Origin of the sequence: Mesorhizobium sp. M4B.F.Ca.ET.143.01.1.1 (assembly GCF_004792275.1) — a bacterium.
Lineage (GTDB): Bacteria > Pseudomonadota > Alphaproteobacteria > Rhizobiales > Rhizobiaceae > Mesorhizobium > Mesorhizobium abyssinicae.
Map to the genome: position 1 here is coordinate 43,499 of NZ_SRSR01000003.1, position 15,679 is coordinate 59,177.

A 15,679-nucleotide genomic window follows, 5' to 3' on the forward strand; every position below is an offset into this window, starting at 1 on the left:
AAATTCGTCGCCCGTCATGCCAGGGCCTGACGGACGTCGGGATCGTCCAGCGTCTGGTCGAGCGTGAGGCGCGTGCGCTCGATGATAGCGTCGACGTCGCCGTCGGTGCAGCAGAGCGGCGGCGCATAGCCGAGGACACCGTTGGCAAAGGCGCGGATGATGAGACCGTTGTCCCACGCCCGGTCGAAGACGCGCCGCGCCGGCATGGCCGACGCCGGAAGCGGTGTTTTCTTCGTCTTGTCGACCACCAGCTCGATCGCGGCCAGCATGCCGCGACCGCGCACATCACCGACGAGCGGGTGGTCGCGCAGGCTTGCCAATCCTGTCATCAGGCGGGCACCGGCCTTGATGCCGTTGTCGAGAAGGCCGCCGTCTTCATAGAGCTTCAGCACCTCGAGCGCGACGGCGGCGCTGACGGGATGGGCCGAATAGGTGTAGCCGTGGCCGACAGCAGCGGCGCCCGCGCCGTCGGCGATGATGTCGTAGACATGATCGGCCATGAACACGGCGCCCATCGGGACATAGCCGGAGGTCAGCCCCTTCGCGGTCGTCATGAAATCGGGAACGATGTCCTCGTCCGTGCAAGCGAACAGGGGTCCCGTGCGCCCGAAGCCGGTGATCACCTCGTCAGCGATGAACAGGATGCCGTATTCCCGGCAGAGCTCGCGTATCGCCTTGATCCAGCCCTTCGGCGGGACGATGACGCCGCCCGAGCCCTGGATCGGCTCGGCATAGAAGGCGGCGACCCGCTCCGGTCCGATCTCCTCGATCTTGGCCTTCAGCGCGGCGAGCGATGCGGCGATGATCGCGTTGCCGTCCTCGCCCACCGGATTGCGATAAGGGTAGGGCGAGGGGATCTTGTGCTGCCATTCAAAGGGAATGCCGAAACCGGCGTGAAAGGCGGGCAGCGCGGTCAGGCCAGCGCCGACCACCGATGAGCCGTGATAACCCTGTTCGATGGAAATGAACTGGTCGCGTTTCGGCTCGCCCCTGGCATTCCAGTAGTAACGGACGAAGCGGATGGTGCTGTCGACCGCGTCCGAGCCGCCGAGGGTGAAGAAGACGTGATTGAGGTCGCCCGGAGCGCGCTCGGCCAGTTCCGAGGCGAGGCGAATGGCCGGCTCCGAGCCGAGGTCGAAATAGGCGGTGGCATAGGGCAGCTCGCGCATCTGCCGGGCCGCCGCCTCGACGATGCTGTCGTGGCCGTAGCCGGCATTGACGCACCACAAGCCGGCGAAGCCGTCGATCAACTGCCGGCCGGATGCTTCGGTCACGGTGGCGCCCTTGGCCGATTTCAGGACACGCACGCCGAGCGCCTCATGGCCGCGGTATGAGGAGACCGGATGGACGAGATGGGCGCGGTCGAGTTCGATCAGGGAATTGGCGAGCATTGTTGTCCTCCTAGCCGAGCGCCTGGTTGGCGAGGGCGTAAACTTTTGGCCTGGCCGGTTCCGACCCCGGCTTGGGCGGACGGTCCATGGCCACGCCGCCGCCGACATGGACGAGGCCGATTTCGGTGAGCCAGCCATCGATACCGGTCCGGCTGTCGGTATCCACGCGCAGGAAGGCGCCGCCGCGCGGCGCGGCGAAAAAGCTGATCAGGTCTTTCGCGGCCTCGGCGCTTCCCGCGATGACCGGGCCGATCACCTCGCCGCGCCCGAAGGGACGGATCGCGGCATAGGCCTCGATGGCGCCGTTGCGGCGGATGATTGCGAAGTGGCCGCGCTCGGCCAGCGCATCGATCAGGGCTTCCCGGTCGGCGCCATAAGCGTCGCGATCGAGCGCTTTGATTTCCGGCAGATCGCCAATGCTTGCGGCTTCAACGCCGTCGGGCGCGTCAAGCTCCGTCACCTTCCCCTGATGCTGCAGGATCGTACCGGAGGGCACGAAGCCAAGCTTTTCATAGAGCGGCTCGCCATCCGCCGTCGCGACCAGCCGTAGCGGACGCTCGCCTGCGAGCGCGATGGCCTGGTCCATGAGCCGGCGCCCGAGCCCCTGGCCCCGCACGTTCCTGTCGACGATCACCATGTTGATCATGGCGCAGTCATTGCCATAGGGCGTTACCAGGATGGTTCCAGCAACGCGCCCTTGGTCGTCGAGCGCGACCGCGCCGCTCGAAAGCTGCAGCGCCATCTGCCAGTCCTGCGCGCGATGCGGCCAATTCTCCTGGCGAGAAAGCGCTACCGCACCCTCGATATGGTCCGGCCCGAAGGCCTGGAGTTCGATCTCGCCCTGCTGCATGAGGCATCCTTTCGTCTGCTGATCAAGTCTCGGCCATCGGCGCGCCGCAGATCGTCTGAAGGTTTTGGCCTGGACAGTATCTTTCGCCGTAGCGCGAGGCATGCGCCGCATCTTGTGCTGGCGCGCCCGCCGCGGCGGACGCGCTTCACGTCTCGCGCGACGACGTAATCGCCACACCAGATGCTACAGCGTGCCAAACCGGATGGCGGATACGGAACTTTCTGCTTTCGGGACGCCGATTTCGGTCAGGTCGGCCGCCTTCTGCCGTCCTATGATGAATTCATCCGAACGCGGATGTGCTTCCACCGGAGATCGACGGACATGGCTTCCTTCAGGCCCAAATACATCACCTTCGACTGCTACGGCACGTTGACCAATTTCCAGATGGCGGAAGCCGCACGCGACCTCTACGGCAGCCGGCTCGACGAGCCGCGCATGCAGGAGTTCATCAAGAATTTCGCGGCGTATCGGCTGGACGAGATCCTGGGCGACTGGAAGCCCTATGCCGATGTCGTCCACAACGCGCTCGAGCGTTCCTGCAAGCGCAACGGCGTTGCCTTCAGCCCCGACGACGCGAAGATGGTCTATGAGCGCGTCCCGACCTGGGGGCCGCATGCCGACGTTCCGGCCGGCCTGGCGAAAGTCGCCAAGGAAATTCCGCTGGTCATTCTGTCCAACGCCATGAACGCGCAGATCATGTCCAACGTCGAGAAGCTCGGCGCGCCGTTCCATGCCGTCTACACGGCCGAGCAGGCTCAGGCCTACAAGCCGCGCTTCAAGGCCTTCGAATATATGTTCGACAGGCTGGGCTGCGGTCCGGAGGACATCCTTCACTGCTCGTCGTCATTCCGCTACGACCTGATGTCGGCGCATGATCTCGGCATCAAGAACAAGGTCTGGGTCAACCGCGGCCACGAACCGGCCAACCCGTACTACGGCTATGTCGAGATATCAGACATTTCGGGTCTTCCAGGCGTGGTCGGTCTCTGAAACAGGGCGGATTGCCGATGAAGTTCGTCTCTTACTGGCACGACACCGCCCCCGACTTTTCCGGCGCGGCGCAAGGCCCGGTCGAGGGTCATTACGATGCCGCCATCGTCGGCGGCGGCTTCACCGGTCTCGCCGCCGCGCGCCAACTGGCGAAGGCCGGCGCGAAGGTGGCGGTGCTGGAGGCGGAGCGGGTGGGCTGGGGCGCATCCGGGCGCAATGGCGGGCACCTGAACAATGGCCTCGCCCATAGCTTCCTCTCGGCCAAGGCGGAAATCGGCAAGGAACGCGCAATCGCGCTGTACCGAGCGCTCGACGACTCCGTCGATACCATCGAGGCGCTGGTCGCCGAGGAAAGCATCGACTGCAACTTCCGGCGCGCGGGCAAGCTGAAGCTCGCCTCCAAGCCGCAGCATTTCGATGCGATCGCCCGCAACTTCGAGGCCGTCCATGCCGAGGTGGATCCGGACACGGCGCTGCTGTCGGCGGGGGAGCTCAAGTCCGAGATCGGTTCGCCCTTCCACGGCGCGATGCTGTCGAAGAAGAGCGCCATGATGCATATGGGCCGCTATGTGGCAGGCCTGGCCACGGCCGCCGCCCGCCACGGCGCCGTGATCCACGAGAACACCAGGGTGACGGACCGCAAGCAGACCGGCAGCAGGCATGAGCTGACCACTTCGCGCGGCCGGATCAGCGCCGACAATGTGTTGGTGGCGACCGGTGCCTACACCACGCCGAATTTCGGTTATTTCCGTCGCAGGATCATCTCCGTCGGCAGCTTCATCATTGCTACGCGGCCGTTAAGCGATGCCGAGATCGCCACGACCATGCCGGGCAACCGGACATGCGTGACCTCGATGAACATCGGCAACTACTTCCGGCTTTCGCCGGACAAGCGCCTGATCTTCGGCGGCCGCGCGCGCTTCTCTGCAACGTCGGATCAGCGCTCCGACGCCAAAAGCGGAGAGATATTGCGAGCAGGCCTCGCCGCGATCTTCCCGCAACTTGCCAAGGTCGAGATCGACTATTGCTGGGGCGGGCTGGTCGATATGACCAAGGACCGTTTTCCGCGCGCCGGATACAATGGCGGCGTCTGGTACGCGATGGGCTATTCCGGCCACGGCGCGCAACTTTCCACTCATCTCGGCATGATATTGGCCGATGCCATGCTCGGCCGCGAGGACCGCAATCCGCTGAAAGGGCTCGAGTGGCCTTCCATCCCCGGCTATTCCGGCAAGCCCTGGTTCCTGCCGATGGTCGGCCTCTACTACAAGGCGCTTGACCGGATTCAGTGAGGCAGTAGGGGAGTAGGGGAGTAGGGGAGTAGGGGAGTAGGGGAGTAGGGGAGTAGGGGAGTAGGGTACAGGCGCTCATTCCCTACTGCCTTACTCCCCTATTCCCATATGAAAACTCTTCATCTCGAGATATTCCTCGATGCCGGCCTGGGCACCTTCGCGCCCAAGACCGGACTGCTTGACGCCGCCGAAGGGAGCCACTTCCATCGAGACCGAGCCGGTGTTGAGCCCCACCATGCCGAACTCCAGCGCCTCGCCGACACGCCAGGCGCGTTTCAAATTCTCGGTGTAGAAGTAGGAAGCAAGCCCGTAAGGCGTGCCGTTGGCCAGCGAGATCGCCTCTTCCTCCGTCTCGAAGCGGAAAAGCGGCGCGACCGGGCCGAAGGTTTCCTCGCCGGCAAGCTGCATGTCTTTCGTGGCGCCGGTCAGCACCAGTGGCGCGACATACTGGTGACCGACCGGTAGCGCCGGCTTTTCGGTGATGATCGCCGCACCCTTGGCTAGCGCGTCCTCGACGTGACGGTTGATCTTATCGACCGCCGCCATGTTGATCATCGGCCCGATGGCGATGCCGGGTTCGGTGCCCGGCCCGACCTTCATGGCGTTGACACGGGCGGAGAGCTTCGCGGCGAAGGTCTCGTAGACACCGGCCTGGACGATGATGCGGTTGGCGCAAACGCAGGTCTGGCCGCCATTGCGGAATTTTGAGACCAGCGCGCCCTCGACGGCGAGATCGAGGTCGGCGTCGTCGAAGACGATGAAGGGCGCGTTGCCGCCAAGTTCTAGGCTGAGCCGCTTCACGCTGTCGGCCGCGCCGCGCATCAGCAGCGAGCCGACCCGCGTCGAGCCGGTAAAGGAGATCTTGCGCACGGTCTCATTCGCCATGATCTCGTTGCCGATATCGGCCGGCACGCCGGTGACGATGTTGATGACGCCGGCGGGGATGCCCGCACGTTCGGCGAGCACGCCTAGCGCCAGCGCCGAATAGGGCGTGAACTCCGATGGCTTGATGACCACCGTGCAGCCGGCGGCCAGCGCCGGCGCGACCTTGCGGGTGATCATCGCATTGGGAAAATTCCACGGCGTGATGATGCCGCACACGCCGACCGGCTCCTTCAGCACGATGATGCGCCGGTCTTGCGTCGGCGAGGGGATGGTGTGGCCGTTGATGCGGCGTGCCTCCTCGGCGAACCATTTGACGAAGGACGCGCCGTAGCGGATCTCGCCTTTGGCCTCGTCCAGCGGCTTGCCCTGTTCCGTCGTCAGGATCAGCGCAAGATCGTCCAGATGCGCCAGCATCAGCCCATGCCAGGCCTCCAGGAGGGCAGCGCGCTCGGCGTTGGTTTTCTTCCTCCAATCCCCATAGGCAGCAGCCGCGGCGTCTATGGCCGCGCGGGTCTGCGGAGCGGCCATGTCGGGCACGGTGCCGATCGCGGCCTGGGTCGCCGGATCGATGACATCGACCGTCTTGCCGGAGTCGGCGATGACCCATTCGCCGCCGATAAAACCGGCTTCGCGGAAGAGGCTTTTGTCTTTCAGGTTTCTCATCGAAAACGACCTTGCAATCAGGTGAGCGCCGCGACGACGGCAGCGGTGATGGCTTGTGTGCGATCCTTGCCGGGGGTGGTTCCAATGCCTCGCGCGGTTGTCGCCTCGAGCGCCTTCATGACGCGGCCGGCGGCAGCCTTTTCGCCGAGATGATCGAGCATCATGGCGCCGGACCAGATGGTGGCGATCGGGTTGGCGATGCCGAGATGGGCGATGTCGGGCGCCGAGCCGTGCACCGGCTCGAACATGGACGGCGCCGAACGGTCGGGATTGATGTTGGCGGAGGCGGCATAGCCGAGCCCGCCCTGGATCGCCGCGCCGATGTCGGTCAGGATGTCGCCGAACAGGTTGGAAGCGACGAGCACGTCGAGGCTCTCCGGCGCCATGATCATGCGCGCCGCGAGCGCATCGACATGATAGCTGGTCACCTCGACGTCCGGATAATCCCCCGCAAGCTTGCGGGTGACCTCGTCCCAGAACACCATCGAGTATTTCTGGGCGTTGGACTTGGTGACGGAAGCAAGTTTGCCCCGCCGTGATCGCGCCTGCTCGAAGCCGAAGCGCAGGATGCGCTCGACGCCGGCGCGGGTGAAGATCGATGTCTCCACCGCGACCTCGTCCAAAGTGCCCTGGTGCACACGCCCGCCGGCGCCGGAATATTCGCCCTCGGTGTTCTCACGGATGCACAGGATGTCGAAACCTTCCGCTCGCAGCGGTCCCGTGACCCCAGGCAGCAGGCGGTGTGGCCGGATGTTGGCATATTGCACGAATGCCTTGCGGATCGGCAGCAGCAGGCCGTGCAGCGAGACCGAATCCGGCACCTCCGCCGGCCAGCCGACCGCGCCGAGAAGGATGGCGTCGAAGCCGCGCAAGGTCTCGATGCCATCCTCGGGCATCATGCGGCCGGTCTCCTTGTAGAAGCGGCAGGACCAGGGGAACTCGGTGCCCGTCAGGGCAAAGCCGTCCTGCTTGGCGACGGTTTCCAGCACCGTCCAGGCGGCGGCGGTGACATCGCGGCCGATGCCGTCACCGGGGATCAGGGCGATCGAGTAGGATTTCATCGGCATCCCTTCATACGCTGACCAGGACGCTCTTGGTCCTGCGGTTGGCCAGATAGGCGTCGCGGCCAAGGTCCTTGCCGATGCCGGAGCGCTTGTAGCCGCCGGTCGGCAGGATGTGGTCGCGCGAGCGGCTGTAGCGGTTGACCCAGACCGTGCCCGCTTCGAGCTTGCGCGCCAAACGGATCGTACGCGATAGATCGGAAGTGAACAGGCCGGAAGCCAGCCCGTAGGTAGGATGGCTGGACAGCGCCAGCGCCTCGTCCTCGGTCTCGAAGGTCTGGACGGTGAGCACCGGGCCGAAGATCTCCTCGACGATCGCGGGATTGGACTGATCTACATTGGCGATCAGTGTCGGCGCGTAGAAATAGCCGCGGCTATCCATGGCGGCGCCGCCGGTCAGGCATTCGCCGCCTGCCGCCACCGCAGCCCGCACAATGCTGTCGACACGCGCCCGCTGCCGTTCCGAGATGATCGGCGAATAATGCGTCGCCTCGTCCCAGGTCGGGCCAGGCCGCACGGCCTTCATCTTCTCCAGGATCGCGGTCGTCAGCCTGTCGGCGACGCTCTTCTCGACGATCAGCCGGGTGCCGGCGACGCAGGCCTGGCCGGCGTTGAAGGTGACGCTGCCGGCGATCGCCGTCGCCGCCTTGTCCAGATCGGCATCGGCAAAGACGAGCTGCGGGCTCTTGCCGCCAAGCTCCAGCGTCATCGGCTTGACGCCGGTGCGAGCGACGTTCTCCATGATCGCCGAGCCGGCGCGAGTCGAGCCGGTGAAGCTGACCTTGGCGATCTCGGGATGGCCGGTCAGCGCCGTTCCGGTCGTCGGACCGTCTCCCAGCACCACGTTTATGAGCCCTGCCGGCAGACCCGCCCTGACGGCGAGTTGCGCCATGCAGACAGCCGAAAAGGGTGTCATTTCCGACGGCTTCAGCACCACCGCATTGCCCGCGGCCAGCGCCGGGCCAAGCTTCCATCCGGCCATCGAGATGGGAAAATTCCAGGGCGTGATCGCGCCGACCACGCCATAGGGCTCGCTCATGATCATGCCGAGACTGGCGTCGTCGGTCGGCACGAGCTCGCTGCCTTCCTTGTCGGCGAATTCGGCAAAGAAGCGGATCTGCTCGGCGGTCACCGCGATGTCGCCGGCAACGAGCTGGCCGACCGGGCGGGTGGAGCACAGCGCCTCGATCCTGGCCAGCGTTGCGGCTTCGGCCTCGATCAGGTCGGCCCAGGCCTGCAGCGCCCTGGTGCGCTCGCGCGGCCGGACGCCGCCCCAGTTGCTGGCCTTGAGCGCCGTCTTGGCGCTCTCCACCGCACGGTCGATCATGTCGGCGCCGGCCACCGGGCAGGCGGCATATTCCTTGCCGTCGGACGGGCGGCGCATCTCGATCGCGCCCTCGGCCGCGATCATTTCCCCGCCGACAAAATGGCCGACGGGAAGGGGAATTGTGTTCGGATCGAAGCTCAGGCTCATGGGCAACCACTTAGCAGCGTTGGAAGCAGCCTAGCGCGCGCGGGCAAGCAGCATGCGTCGTTCGACGAACCGCGGCGGATGATTGTTGCGTGCGTGTCGCGCGGGACGGCAAAATCTGTCGCTGCCGCTTGCAACCGCGCCGATCGTTCACCCGACCGTCACGTAGATCTTGCGCACCGTTTCGATCGTCTTCCAGACGCCGGTGAAGCCCGGCTTCATGACGAAGCTGTCGCCGGCGCCGTAGGTCACCGGCTCGCCGCCGTCCGGCGTGATCTCGATCACGCCAGACAGGATGTGGCAGAACTCGAAAGTCTCTCCCTTGATCGAGCGCGTCTCCCCCGGCGTCGCCTCCCAGACGCCAGTATGGACGAGGTCGTCCTTGGCCGCGTCCTGCGCCCAGGTCTTGAAGGCGGGGTCGCCGGCAATCAGCCGCTCGGGCGACGCCTTGGACTGGCGTGGCGGGGAGGACGGGTCGGTATCGAGGGTCTTCAGCAGGGACAAGGAATGACCTTTCAGGTTGGAGCTTCAATAGCCGCGCGACCGGTCGACGAGCCCGATCGGATCGAGCCCGGCGCGGTGGCGCTTGATGTTGTCGATGACGGCGCGCGCAGCGGTCGCCGGCTGGGTGACGCTGGCGACATGCGGTGTCAGGATGATCTTCGGATGCGACCAGAATGGATGGCCCGAGGGCAGAGGCTCGGGATCGGTGACATCGATCATCGCTGCCGAGAGGCGGCCGCTGTCGAGCGCGGCGACAAGCGCTTCGTGGTCGAGTTGCGGCCCCCGACCGGCGTGGACGAGCGCCGCGCCCTTGGGCAGCTTCGCGAACAGCTCGGCATCGAGGAAACCGCGCGTCTCCTCGGTCAGCGGCAGCAGGCAGACCAGAATGTCGCTGGCCGCAAGCATCTCCTGCAGCCCGTGCCGTCCATCGTGACAGGTCACGCCCTCGATCCGCCGCGGCGAGCGGCTCCAACCGGCAAGCGGAAAGCCGAACGGCTTCAACCGGTCGAGGACGGCCTGGCCGAGCTGCCCGAGGCCGAGCACGCCGATCCGGCGCGAGGCGGCCTGAAGCTGCGGTATGTCGCGCCATTCGCCGGCGCGTTGCTGTGCCAGATATCCAGGGAGGTTGCGGTGGAGCGCAAGCACGGCAAGCGTCGCATATTCCTGCATCATGCGCACGATGCCTTCCTCGATCGTACGCACAATCTTCACCTGTTCCGGCACTCTATCGAGGCGGAACTGGTCTACGCCGGCGCCGATGGAAAACAGGATCTCCAGGTTCCTGTAGCGCGCGAGGTCTTCCGGCGCAGTCCAGGTGATGAGATAGCGTACGGCGTCGGGATCGACTGTTGCTGCATTCGTCGTGAAGGGGATGTCCGGCAGTTCCTCGGCGAAGGCCTCTGCGAAGACCGCGCCGCGGCGCGCATCGGAATTGAACAGGAAGGTCATCCCGGGTCCCCTTCAAGCCGCGCAGCGGGCGCCCAGCGCCTCGATCAATCGCTGGCAGGCGGCGAGCTCGCTGGCGAGGATGTATTCGTCGGGCTTGTGGGCGCGACCTATGTCGCCCGGGCCGCAGATGATCGCATCGAAGCCGGCGGCCTGGTAGAGACCGGCCTCCGTGCCGTAGCTGACGGCGGCAAGCGGCGCTTCGCCGGTCAGCTCGGCCAACAGTGCCGCCAGGCTCGAGTCCTGCGGCAGCGACAGCGCCGGATAGGCGCTCATCGGCGTCCACTCGATCCGAAAGCCGTCGACCGCAAGGGCTTCGGCTCGCGCCCTGACCGGCGCGAGCAGGCTGGCCGGGTCGACGCCGGGTATGGCGCGGGCCTCCAGGTCCAGCGTGCAGGTGTCTGGAATGATGTTGACCGACTGCCCACCCGTCACCACGCCCGCCTGCAGCGAGGAATAGGGCGGCTCGAAGGCGGGGTCGAACGGACCGCACGTCAGCCGCTCGGCTTCGCTGACGGCCGCGCCCAGCGCAGCGGCCATGGCATGGATGGCGTTGAGCCCGAGATCGGGCCGCGACGAATGGCCGGACCGCCCGTTGACCGTCACCCGAGCCGCCGCCTTGCCCTTGTGGCCGCGCACGGCGCGCATGCCGCTCGGCTCGCCGACGATGACGCCGAGCGGTTTCGCGCAAAGTTCGGGAAGGCGGGCGATCAAATGCGGCACGCCGCGGCATCCGACCTCCTCGTCGTAGGAGAAGGCGAGGTGGATCGGTCTGGCCAGGCGCAGTTCTGTCAGGTGAGGCACAGCCGCCAGCGCGGCGGCAAGGAACCCCTTCATGTCCGTGGTGCCACGCCCGTAGAGATGCTCGCCCTCCCGGCGCAGCGCGAAAGGGGCCGAGCACCATTGCGGCTCGCCGGCCGGGACGACGTCCATGTGGCCGGACAGGATGTAGCCCGGGACATCGGTGGGGCCGATCGTCGCGAACAGGTTGGAACGGTCGCCTTCCGGCCCCGGAAGCAGGGTGACCTGCGCCCCGTGTTGCGCAAGATGGGCCGCGATCCAGCTGGCGATGTCGCCGTTCGGTTTGCCGGCGACCGATGGAAAGGCGACGAGACGGTCGAGGATGTCGAAGACGTCCATTCCAACCCTTAAGACACTTCGGGTCGCCGGGATCGGTGCCGACGACCGTATGCTGCTAGATTTCGGGAGAGGATGTGCGCGTTCTTTCGCGATTGCGTGCCGAAAGCGGAAGTGTTTCAGTTGAATCTAGCGTTGGCGCCCGGCTTTCGAGCAAATCCTACCGGTCTGCTTGTTTAGCGTTGGCGGGGAGAGGGCGTCACCCTCTAGTGCGGCAATCTTTCAGGGGCATGGACTTGAAGCCGTCCGGAAGCTTGAAAATCGATACCTTCTCGATGCGCATCGGCGACATCGAGGGCATCGAACTCGACCGGTTGCACGCGCACTCCCTGTCCGTGGGATGGCCGCACCGGGCCGAAGACTGGCAGTTCCTGCGCGAATCGGGACGCGGCTTCGTGGCGCTCGATGAGATTGGCCGCGTTCTCGGTTCGGCCATGTGGTTCGAGCATGGCGCCGACTTCGCGACCGTGGGAATGGTCATCACCTCGCCGCGACTGCAGACGCTCGGAGCCGGGCAATGGCTGATGAAGCGGGTCTTCGAGAAGGTCGCCGGGCGCGACCTACGCCTCAATGCAACCCGAGCGGCAAGACGGCTCTATCTTTCGCTCGACTTCCAGCCGGAGAAGACAGTCTACCAATGCCAGGGTGTCGTTCGTGCGGAGGGGACGGGTAGGCTGGCAGCCAGGGGCGATGTCCGGACTTTGGGTGAAGGCGACATTCCCGCGGCGATCATGCTCGATGGGGCGGGATTTGGCGTCAGGCGGGCGGCGCTCATCGAAAAGCTCTTCGCGCACTCGGCCGGCTATGGCCTTTTCAAAGGCGACAGGCTGAAAGCCTTCGCGCTCTGCCGCCCGTTCGGGCGGGGCCATGTCGTGGGGCCGGTCGTGGCGGAAAGCGACGCCGACGCCGTGGCGGTCGTCCGGCCGCACGTGGCCGACCATTCGGGGTCTTTCCTCAGGATCGACACGCATGTGGACAATGGCGACTTCGCTGCCCTCCTGTCGCACAGCGGAATGCCGGTCTTCGACACGGTGCTGACCATGTCGCTGGGCAAGCGCCTCGCCGATTATGCTGCCGGTGACCCGGCTATGCCGAAGACCTATGCCCTGGCGAGCCAAACCCTCGGGTAGTTCGTTGTTTTCGTCGACTGGTCGAGGCCTCGGCCGCCACCAGAAAAACACCGAGCGACTTCCTTCAGCCTAGGCTGGCACCTGAGCATGCTGCGCTCAGGTGCAAGTATGCACTTTCAGCTTGAACCGCTGGATCTTGCCAGTCTGCGTCTTTGGAAGCGCATCGGTGAACTTGATCGAACGCGGATATTTGTAGGGCGCGATGGTGGCTTTGACATGATCCTGCAAGAGGCGTTGCTCCAACTCACCCGGGTCGATCCCGTCGATCAGGACGACATGCGCCTCCACGATCTGCCCACGACCGATGTCCGGGACGCCGACGACAGCGCATTCCTTGACATGGGGGTGGGAAAGCAAGGCCGCCTCAACTTCGGGACCAGCGATGTTGTAGCCTGAGGAAATTATCATGTCGTCCGAGCGGGCGGCGAAATGGAAATAACCCTCCTCATCCCGGAAGAACGAGTCCCCTGTCAGGTTCCAACCGTCGCGCACATAGTCCTTCTGCCGGGGATCATTCAGGTAGCGGCAGCCCGTCGGGCCACGGACGGCTAGCCGGCCGACCTCGCCACGCGGTAACTCGTTCATATCGGCATCCACGATCCGGGCCTCGTAGCCGGCAACCGGACGCCCGGTCCTGCCCGGCGCGAGATCGTCCAGCCGGTTGGATATGAAGATGTGCAGCATCTCGGTTGCGCCGATGCCGTCCACAATCGGCTTGCCAGTCCGCTGCACCCAGGCCTCGAACACCGGCGCGGGAAGGGTTTCACCGGCAGAAACCGCGATCCGAAGCGACGTAAGATTGGCCCCTTCGTCGAGCGCGGCGATCATCGCCCGGTAGGCCGTCGGAGCCGTGAACACGATGGTCGCGCCATATCTCTCGATGATCTCGATCATGTTGGCCGGAGAGGCGTGCTCCAGCAGCGTCGCCGTGGCGCCGAAGCGGAGCGGGAAGATGGCAAGTCCGCCGAGGCCGAAGGTGAAGGCGATCGGCGGCGAGCCGACGAAAATGTCCTCGGGCGTGACCTGCAGGACGTCGCGCGCATAACCGTCGGCGATGATCAGCAGGTCCCGATGAAAATGCATCGTCGCCTTTGGCGAGCCGGTGGTGCCCGACGTGAACCCAAGCAGGGCCACGTCGTCGCGACCGGTCTCCACGGCATCGAATACGACCGGCTTGTCGAGGGCCGCGCGGTCGAGCTCTGCGTCGTGATTGGCCGTGCCATCGAAGCCGACGACCTGCTTGAGGAAGCGGCTGTCCTTGGCGCAAGCCACCATCTCGTCCATCAGCCGCGTGTCGCATAGCGCAAGCGTGATCTTGGCCTTGTCTACGATCTGTGACAGTTCGCCTGATCGCAGCATCGGCATGGTGTTGACCACGACCGCGCCTGCCTTGGTAGCGGCCAGCCAGCACGCCACCATTGCCGGGTTGTTGGCTGAACGGATCAGCACGCGGTTGCCCGGCCGCAGGCCGTAGTTCTCGACGAGCGCGTGCGCCAGGCGGTTGGTCCAGTCGGACAGTTCCTTGTAGGTCCTGCGGCGACCGTTGCCGATCAGCGCTACATGATCACCGAAGCCGCGCTCGACCTGCCGATCGGTCAGCTCTACCGCGGCATTGAGATGCTCCGGATAGTCGAACCCATCGAGCGGAAGGTCCGGCCATTGATCGACGGGCGGAAGATTGTCACGCGCGAACGTATCGACATGTGCAGACCGGCCAAGCATTCGCAAACCTCCACCCGTCGTGAAATGTGCAATGGAAACGACCAGCCGACGGTGGCACAGGAGTCCAGTTGTTTAAAGCTTAAAATGTTTGGCGCCGATATCACTTCCGTTTGCTGGCGGAAGCGCGACCACGCACGCTTCCGCATAGGCATCAATATCAGGCCTGATTTTCACCCATGCGGGCGAAGCGGGCCGGATCTGCCCTCTCCAGTCGCAGCGACAGCCCATATCCGACCACGGCGGCGGCCGGGATCAATGCCGGCAGGATGACCCCTAGCGCGCCGCCGGTGGTGCCGGTGAGGTCGCCAAAATGCAGGAAGATGTAGACGAACAGGGCCGCCATGATCAGCCCCGACAAGGCAGGCAGGACCACAGTCGACAGCGCCGGCGCGCCAGCCTGCTTGTTGCGGAAGAAGACGATCACCGAGAGCGAGGTGACGGTCATCATGCCGAGCACGCCGAGCGTTCCGACCTGGCTGATCCAGGTGAACATGTTGAGCACCGGATCGAGCCCGAGGCCGGCAAAGATCGCCAGCACAATCAGGGCGCCGATCGTCTGCACGACCGAGCCGATGTGGGGGCTCTGGTGATCTGCATGGGTGCGCCCGAAGGCGGCGGGCAACAGGCCCTCGCGTCCTGCCACGTAGCTGTATCGGGCGATGTAGTTGTGGAAGGCCGACAACGCGGCAAAGAGGCTCGATACGAGCAAGATACCGGCAATCGTCGGTATCGGCCCGCCGACATAGCGCCCCGCCAGATCGAAGAAGAGCGCTGATGGATCGCCATAGCCCTGGATGGTCGGGACCAGTTTGTCGGCGCCTATGCCAACGATCATCAGCCAGGTGGTGAACACGAAGAATATGCCGATCATCAGCACCGAAAGATAAGTGGCGCGCGGAATGGTCTTTTCCGGGTCTCGGGCTTCCTCGGCATAGATCGTGGTTGCCTCGAAGCCGATGAAGGAGCCCAGGCAAAACAGGATCGCAGCGGTCAGCGAACCCGAAAACATCGCGGCGGGATCGAACACGTTCAGCGCCAGCCCGTGGTCGCCGCCCTTGCCGAGGATGGCAAAGTCGACGATCAGAACAATCAGATATTCGAGCGCGACGGCCACGACGAGAACTTTTGCCGACAGGTCCACCTGCCGGTAGCCCAAAATGGCGACCAGGACGACGGCGATCAGGCTCCACCCCCACCAAGGCAGGACCAGTCCGAGCTCGCTGAAGACCCCGGAGGCGATTCCGCCCAGCAGACCGATCAGTCCGAACTGCATGGCGTTGTAGGCGACCAGGGCCACGAGCGCCACGGCGCCGGCGGAGCGCCCGCCGAGACCGCGCGCGGCATAGGCGTAGAAGGCGCCAGCATTGGTGACATGCCGCGACATGGCCACGTAACCGGCCGAAAAAGCGAGCATTACCAGCGTCACGAAAATGAAGGTCGCTGGAATACCGGCGCCATTGCCAAGCATGAACGCCAGCGGCATCGCGCCGGCCACGCCTGTGAGCGGGGCGGCCGCCGAGATCACCATGAAGGTCACGGCGATCAGGCCTAGCGAATTCCTGCGAAGTTGATTGCTTCCTGCGGTACTCATATCTGTCGTTCTCCCTCTCTGTTCCCCACGGCCGATTGACCGGTCCA

At 65.0% G+C, this 15,679-nt stretch carries 13 protein-coding genes; 3 read left to right on the plus strand and 10 right to left on the minus strand.

Annotated elements, in window-relative coordinates:
- Window positions 1-14 precede the first annotated feature (14 nt).
- Entirely contained in the window at window positions 15-1,391 is a 1,377-nt protein-coding gene (locus EN786_RS07720) for an aspartate aminotransferase family protein (protein ID WP_127283396.1), read from the minus strand.
- 10 nt (window positions 1,392-1,401) lie between these two features.
- Window positions 1,402-2,241, minus strand: coding sequence for a GNAT family N-acetyltransferase (locus EN786_RS07725; RefSeq protein WP_127283395.1), 840 nt, complete (start codon window positions 2,239-2,241; stop codon window positions 1,402-1,404).
- A gap of 321 nt (window positions 2,242-2,562) precedes the next feature.
- On the opposite strand from EN786_RS07725, the gene EN786_RS07730 reads away from it, so the two are divergent.
- Together EN786_RS07730 and EN786_RS07735 are read left to right on the plus strand one after the other, a co-directional pair.
- Window positions 2,563-3,231: a haloacid dehalogenase type II gene (locus EN786_RS07730; RefSeq protein WP_127283394.1), complete on the plus strand. Its 669-nt coding sequence runs from the start codon at window positions 2,563-2,565 to the stop codon at window positions 3,229-3,231.
- 17 nt (window positions 3,232-3,248) lie between these two features.
- A complete protein-coding gene (locus EN786_RS07735) occupies window positions 3,249-4,523 on the plus strand; it encodes an FAD-binding oxidoreductase (RefSeq protein WP_127283393.1) in 1,275 nt (424 codons plus the stop codon).
- A gap of 90 nt (window positions 4,524-4,613) precedes the next feature.
- On the opposite strand, the gene EN786_RS07740 is transcribed toward EN786_RS07735, so the two are convergent.
- The 6 genes from EN786_RS07740 to argE form a co-directional block, all read right to left on the minus strand.
- Window positions 4,614-6,071, minus strand: coding sequence for an NAD-dependent succinate-semialdehyde dehydrogenase (locus EN786_RS07740; protein WP_127283392.1), 1,458 nt, complete (start codon window positions 6,069-6,071; stop codon window positions 4,614-4,616).
- Window positions 6,072-6,088: 17 nt separating this feature from the next.
- Window positions 6,089-7,132, minus strand: a complete 1,044-nt coding sequence (locus EN786_RS07745) for a tartrate dehydrogenase (RefSeq protein WP_127283391.1) — start codon at window positions 7,130-7,132, stop codon at window positions 6,089-6,091.
- A gap of 10 nt (window positions 7,133-7,142) precedes the next feature.
- Entirely contained in the window at window positions 7,143-8,606 is a 1,464-nt protein-coding gene (locus EN786_RS07750) for an aldehyde dehydrogenase family protein (RefSeq protein ID WP_127283390.1), read from the minus strand.
- Window positions 8,607-8,753: 147 nt separating this feature from the next.
- Window positions 8,754-9,107 (minus strand): cupin domain-containing protein, encoded by a 354-nt coding sequence (locus tag EN786_RS07755; protein WP_127311749.1) that lies wholly within the window; start codon window positions 9,105-9,107, stop codon window positions 8,754-8,756.
- A gap of 24 nt (window positions 9,108-9,131) precedes the next feature.
- Window positions 9,132-10,055: a glyoxylate/hydroxypyruvate reductase A gene (locus EN786_RS07760; protein WP_135908132.1), complete on the minus strand. Its 924-nt coding sequence runs from the start codon at window positions 10,053-10,055 to the stop codon at window positions 9,132-9,134.
- A 12-nt stretch (window positions 10,056-10,067) separates the two neighbouring features.
- Window positions 10,068-11,192 carry an acetylornithine deacetylase gene (gene argE / locus EN786_RS07765; RefSeq protein WP_127283387.1) on the minus strand — a complete coding sequence of 375 codons (1,125 nt, stop codon included), beginning with the start codon at window positions 11,190-11,192 and terminating at the stop codon, window positions 10,068-10,070.
- A gap of 227 nt (window positions 11,193-11,419) precedes the next feature.
- Here argE and EN786_RS07770 point away from each other — a divergent pair, with 227 nt between their 5' ends.
- Window positions 11,420-12,319, plus strand: a complete 900-nt coding sequence (locus EN786_RS07770) for a GNAT family N-acetyltransferase (protein ID WP_127283386.1) — start codon at window positions 11,420-11,422, stop codon at window positions 12,317-12,319.
- A 96-nt stretch (window positions 12,320-12,415) separates the two neighbouring features.
- Here EN786_RS07770 and EN786_RS07775 read toward each other — a convergent pair whose 3' ends face one another.
- Both EN786_RS07775 and EN786_RS07780 read right to left on the minus strand, forming a co-directional pair.
- Complete coding sequence (locus EN786_RS07775; RefSeq protein WP_127283385.1) at window positions 12,416-14,041, minus strand: AMP-binding protein; 1,626 nt, start codon at window positions 14,039-14,041, stop codon at window positions 12,416-12,418.
- Window positions 14,042-14,198: 157 nt separating this feature from the next.
- On the minus strand, window positions 14,199-15,632 hold the full coding sequence (locus tag EN786_RS07780) for an APC family permease (RefSeq protein WP_127310624.1): 1,434 nt from the start codon (window positions 15,630-15,632) through the stop codon (window positions 14,199-14,201).
- Window positions 15,633-15,679 lie beyond the last annotated feature (47 nt).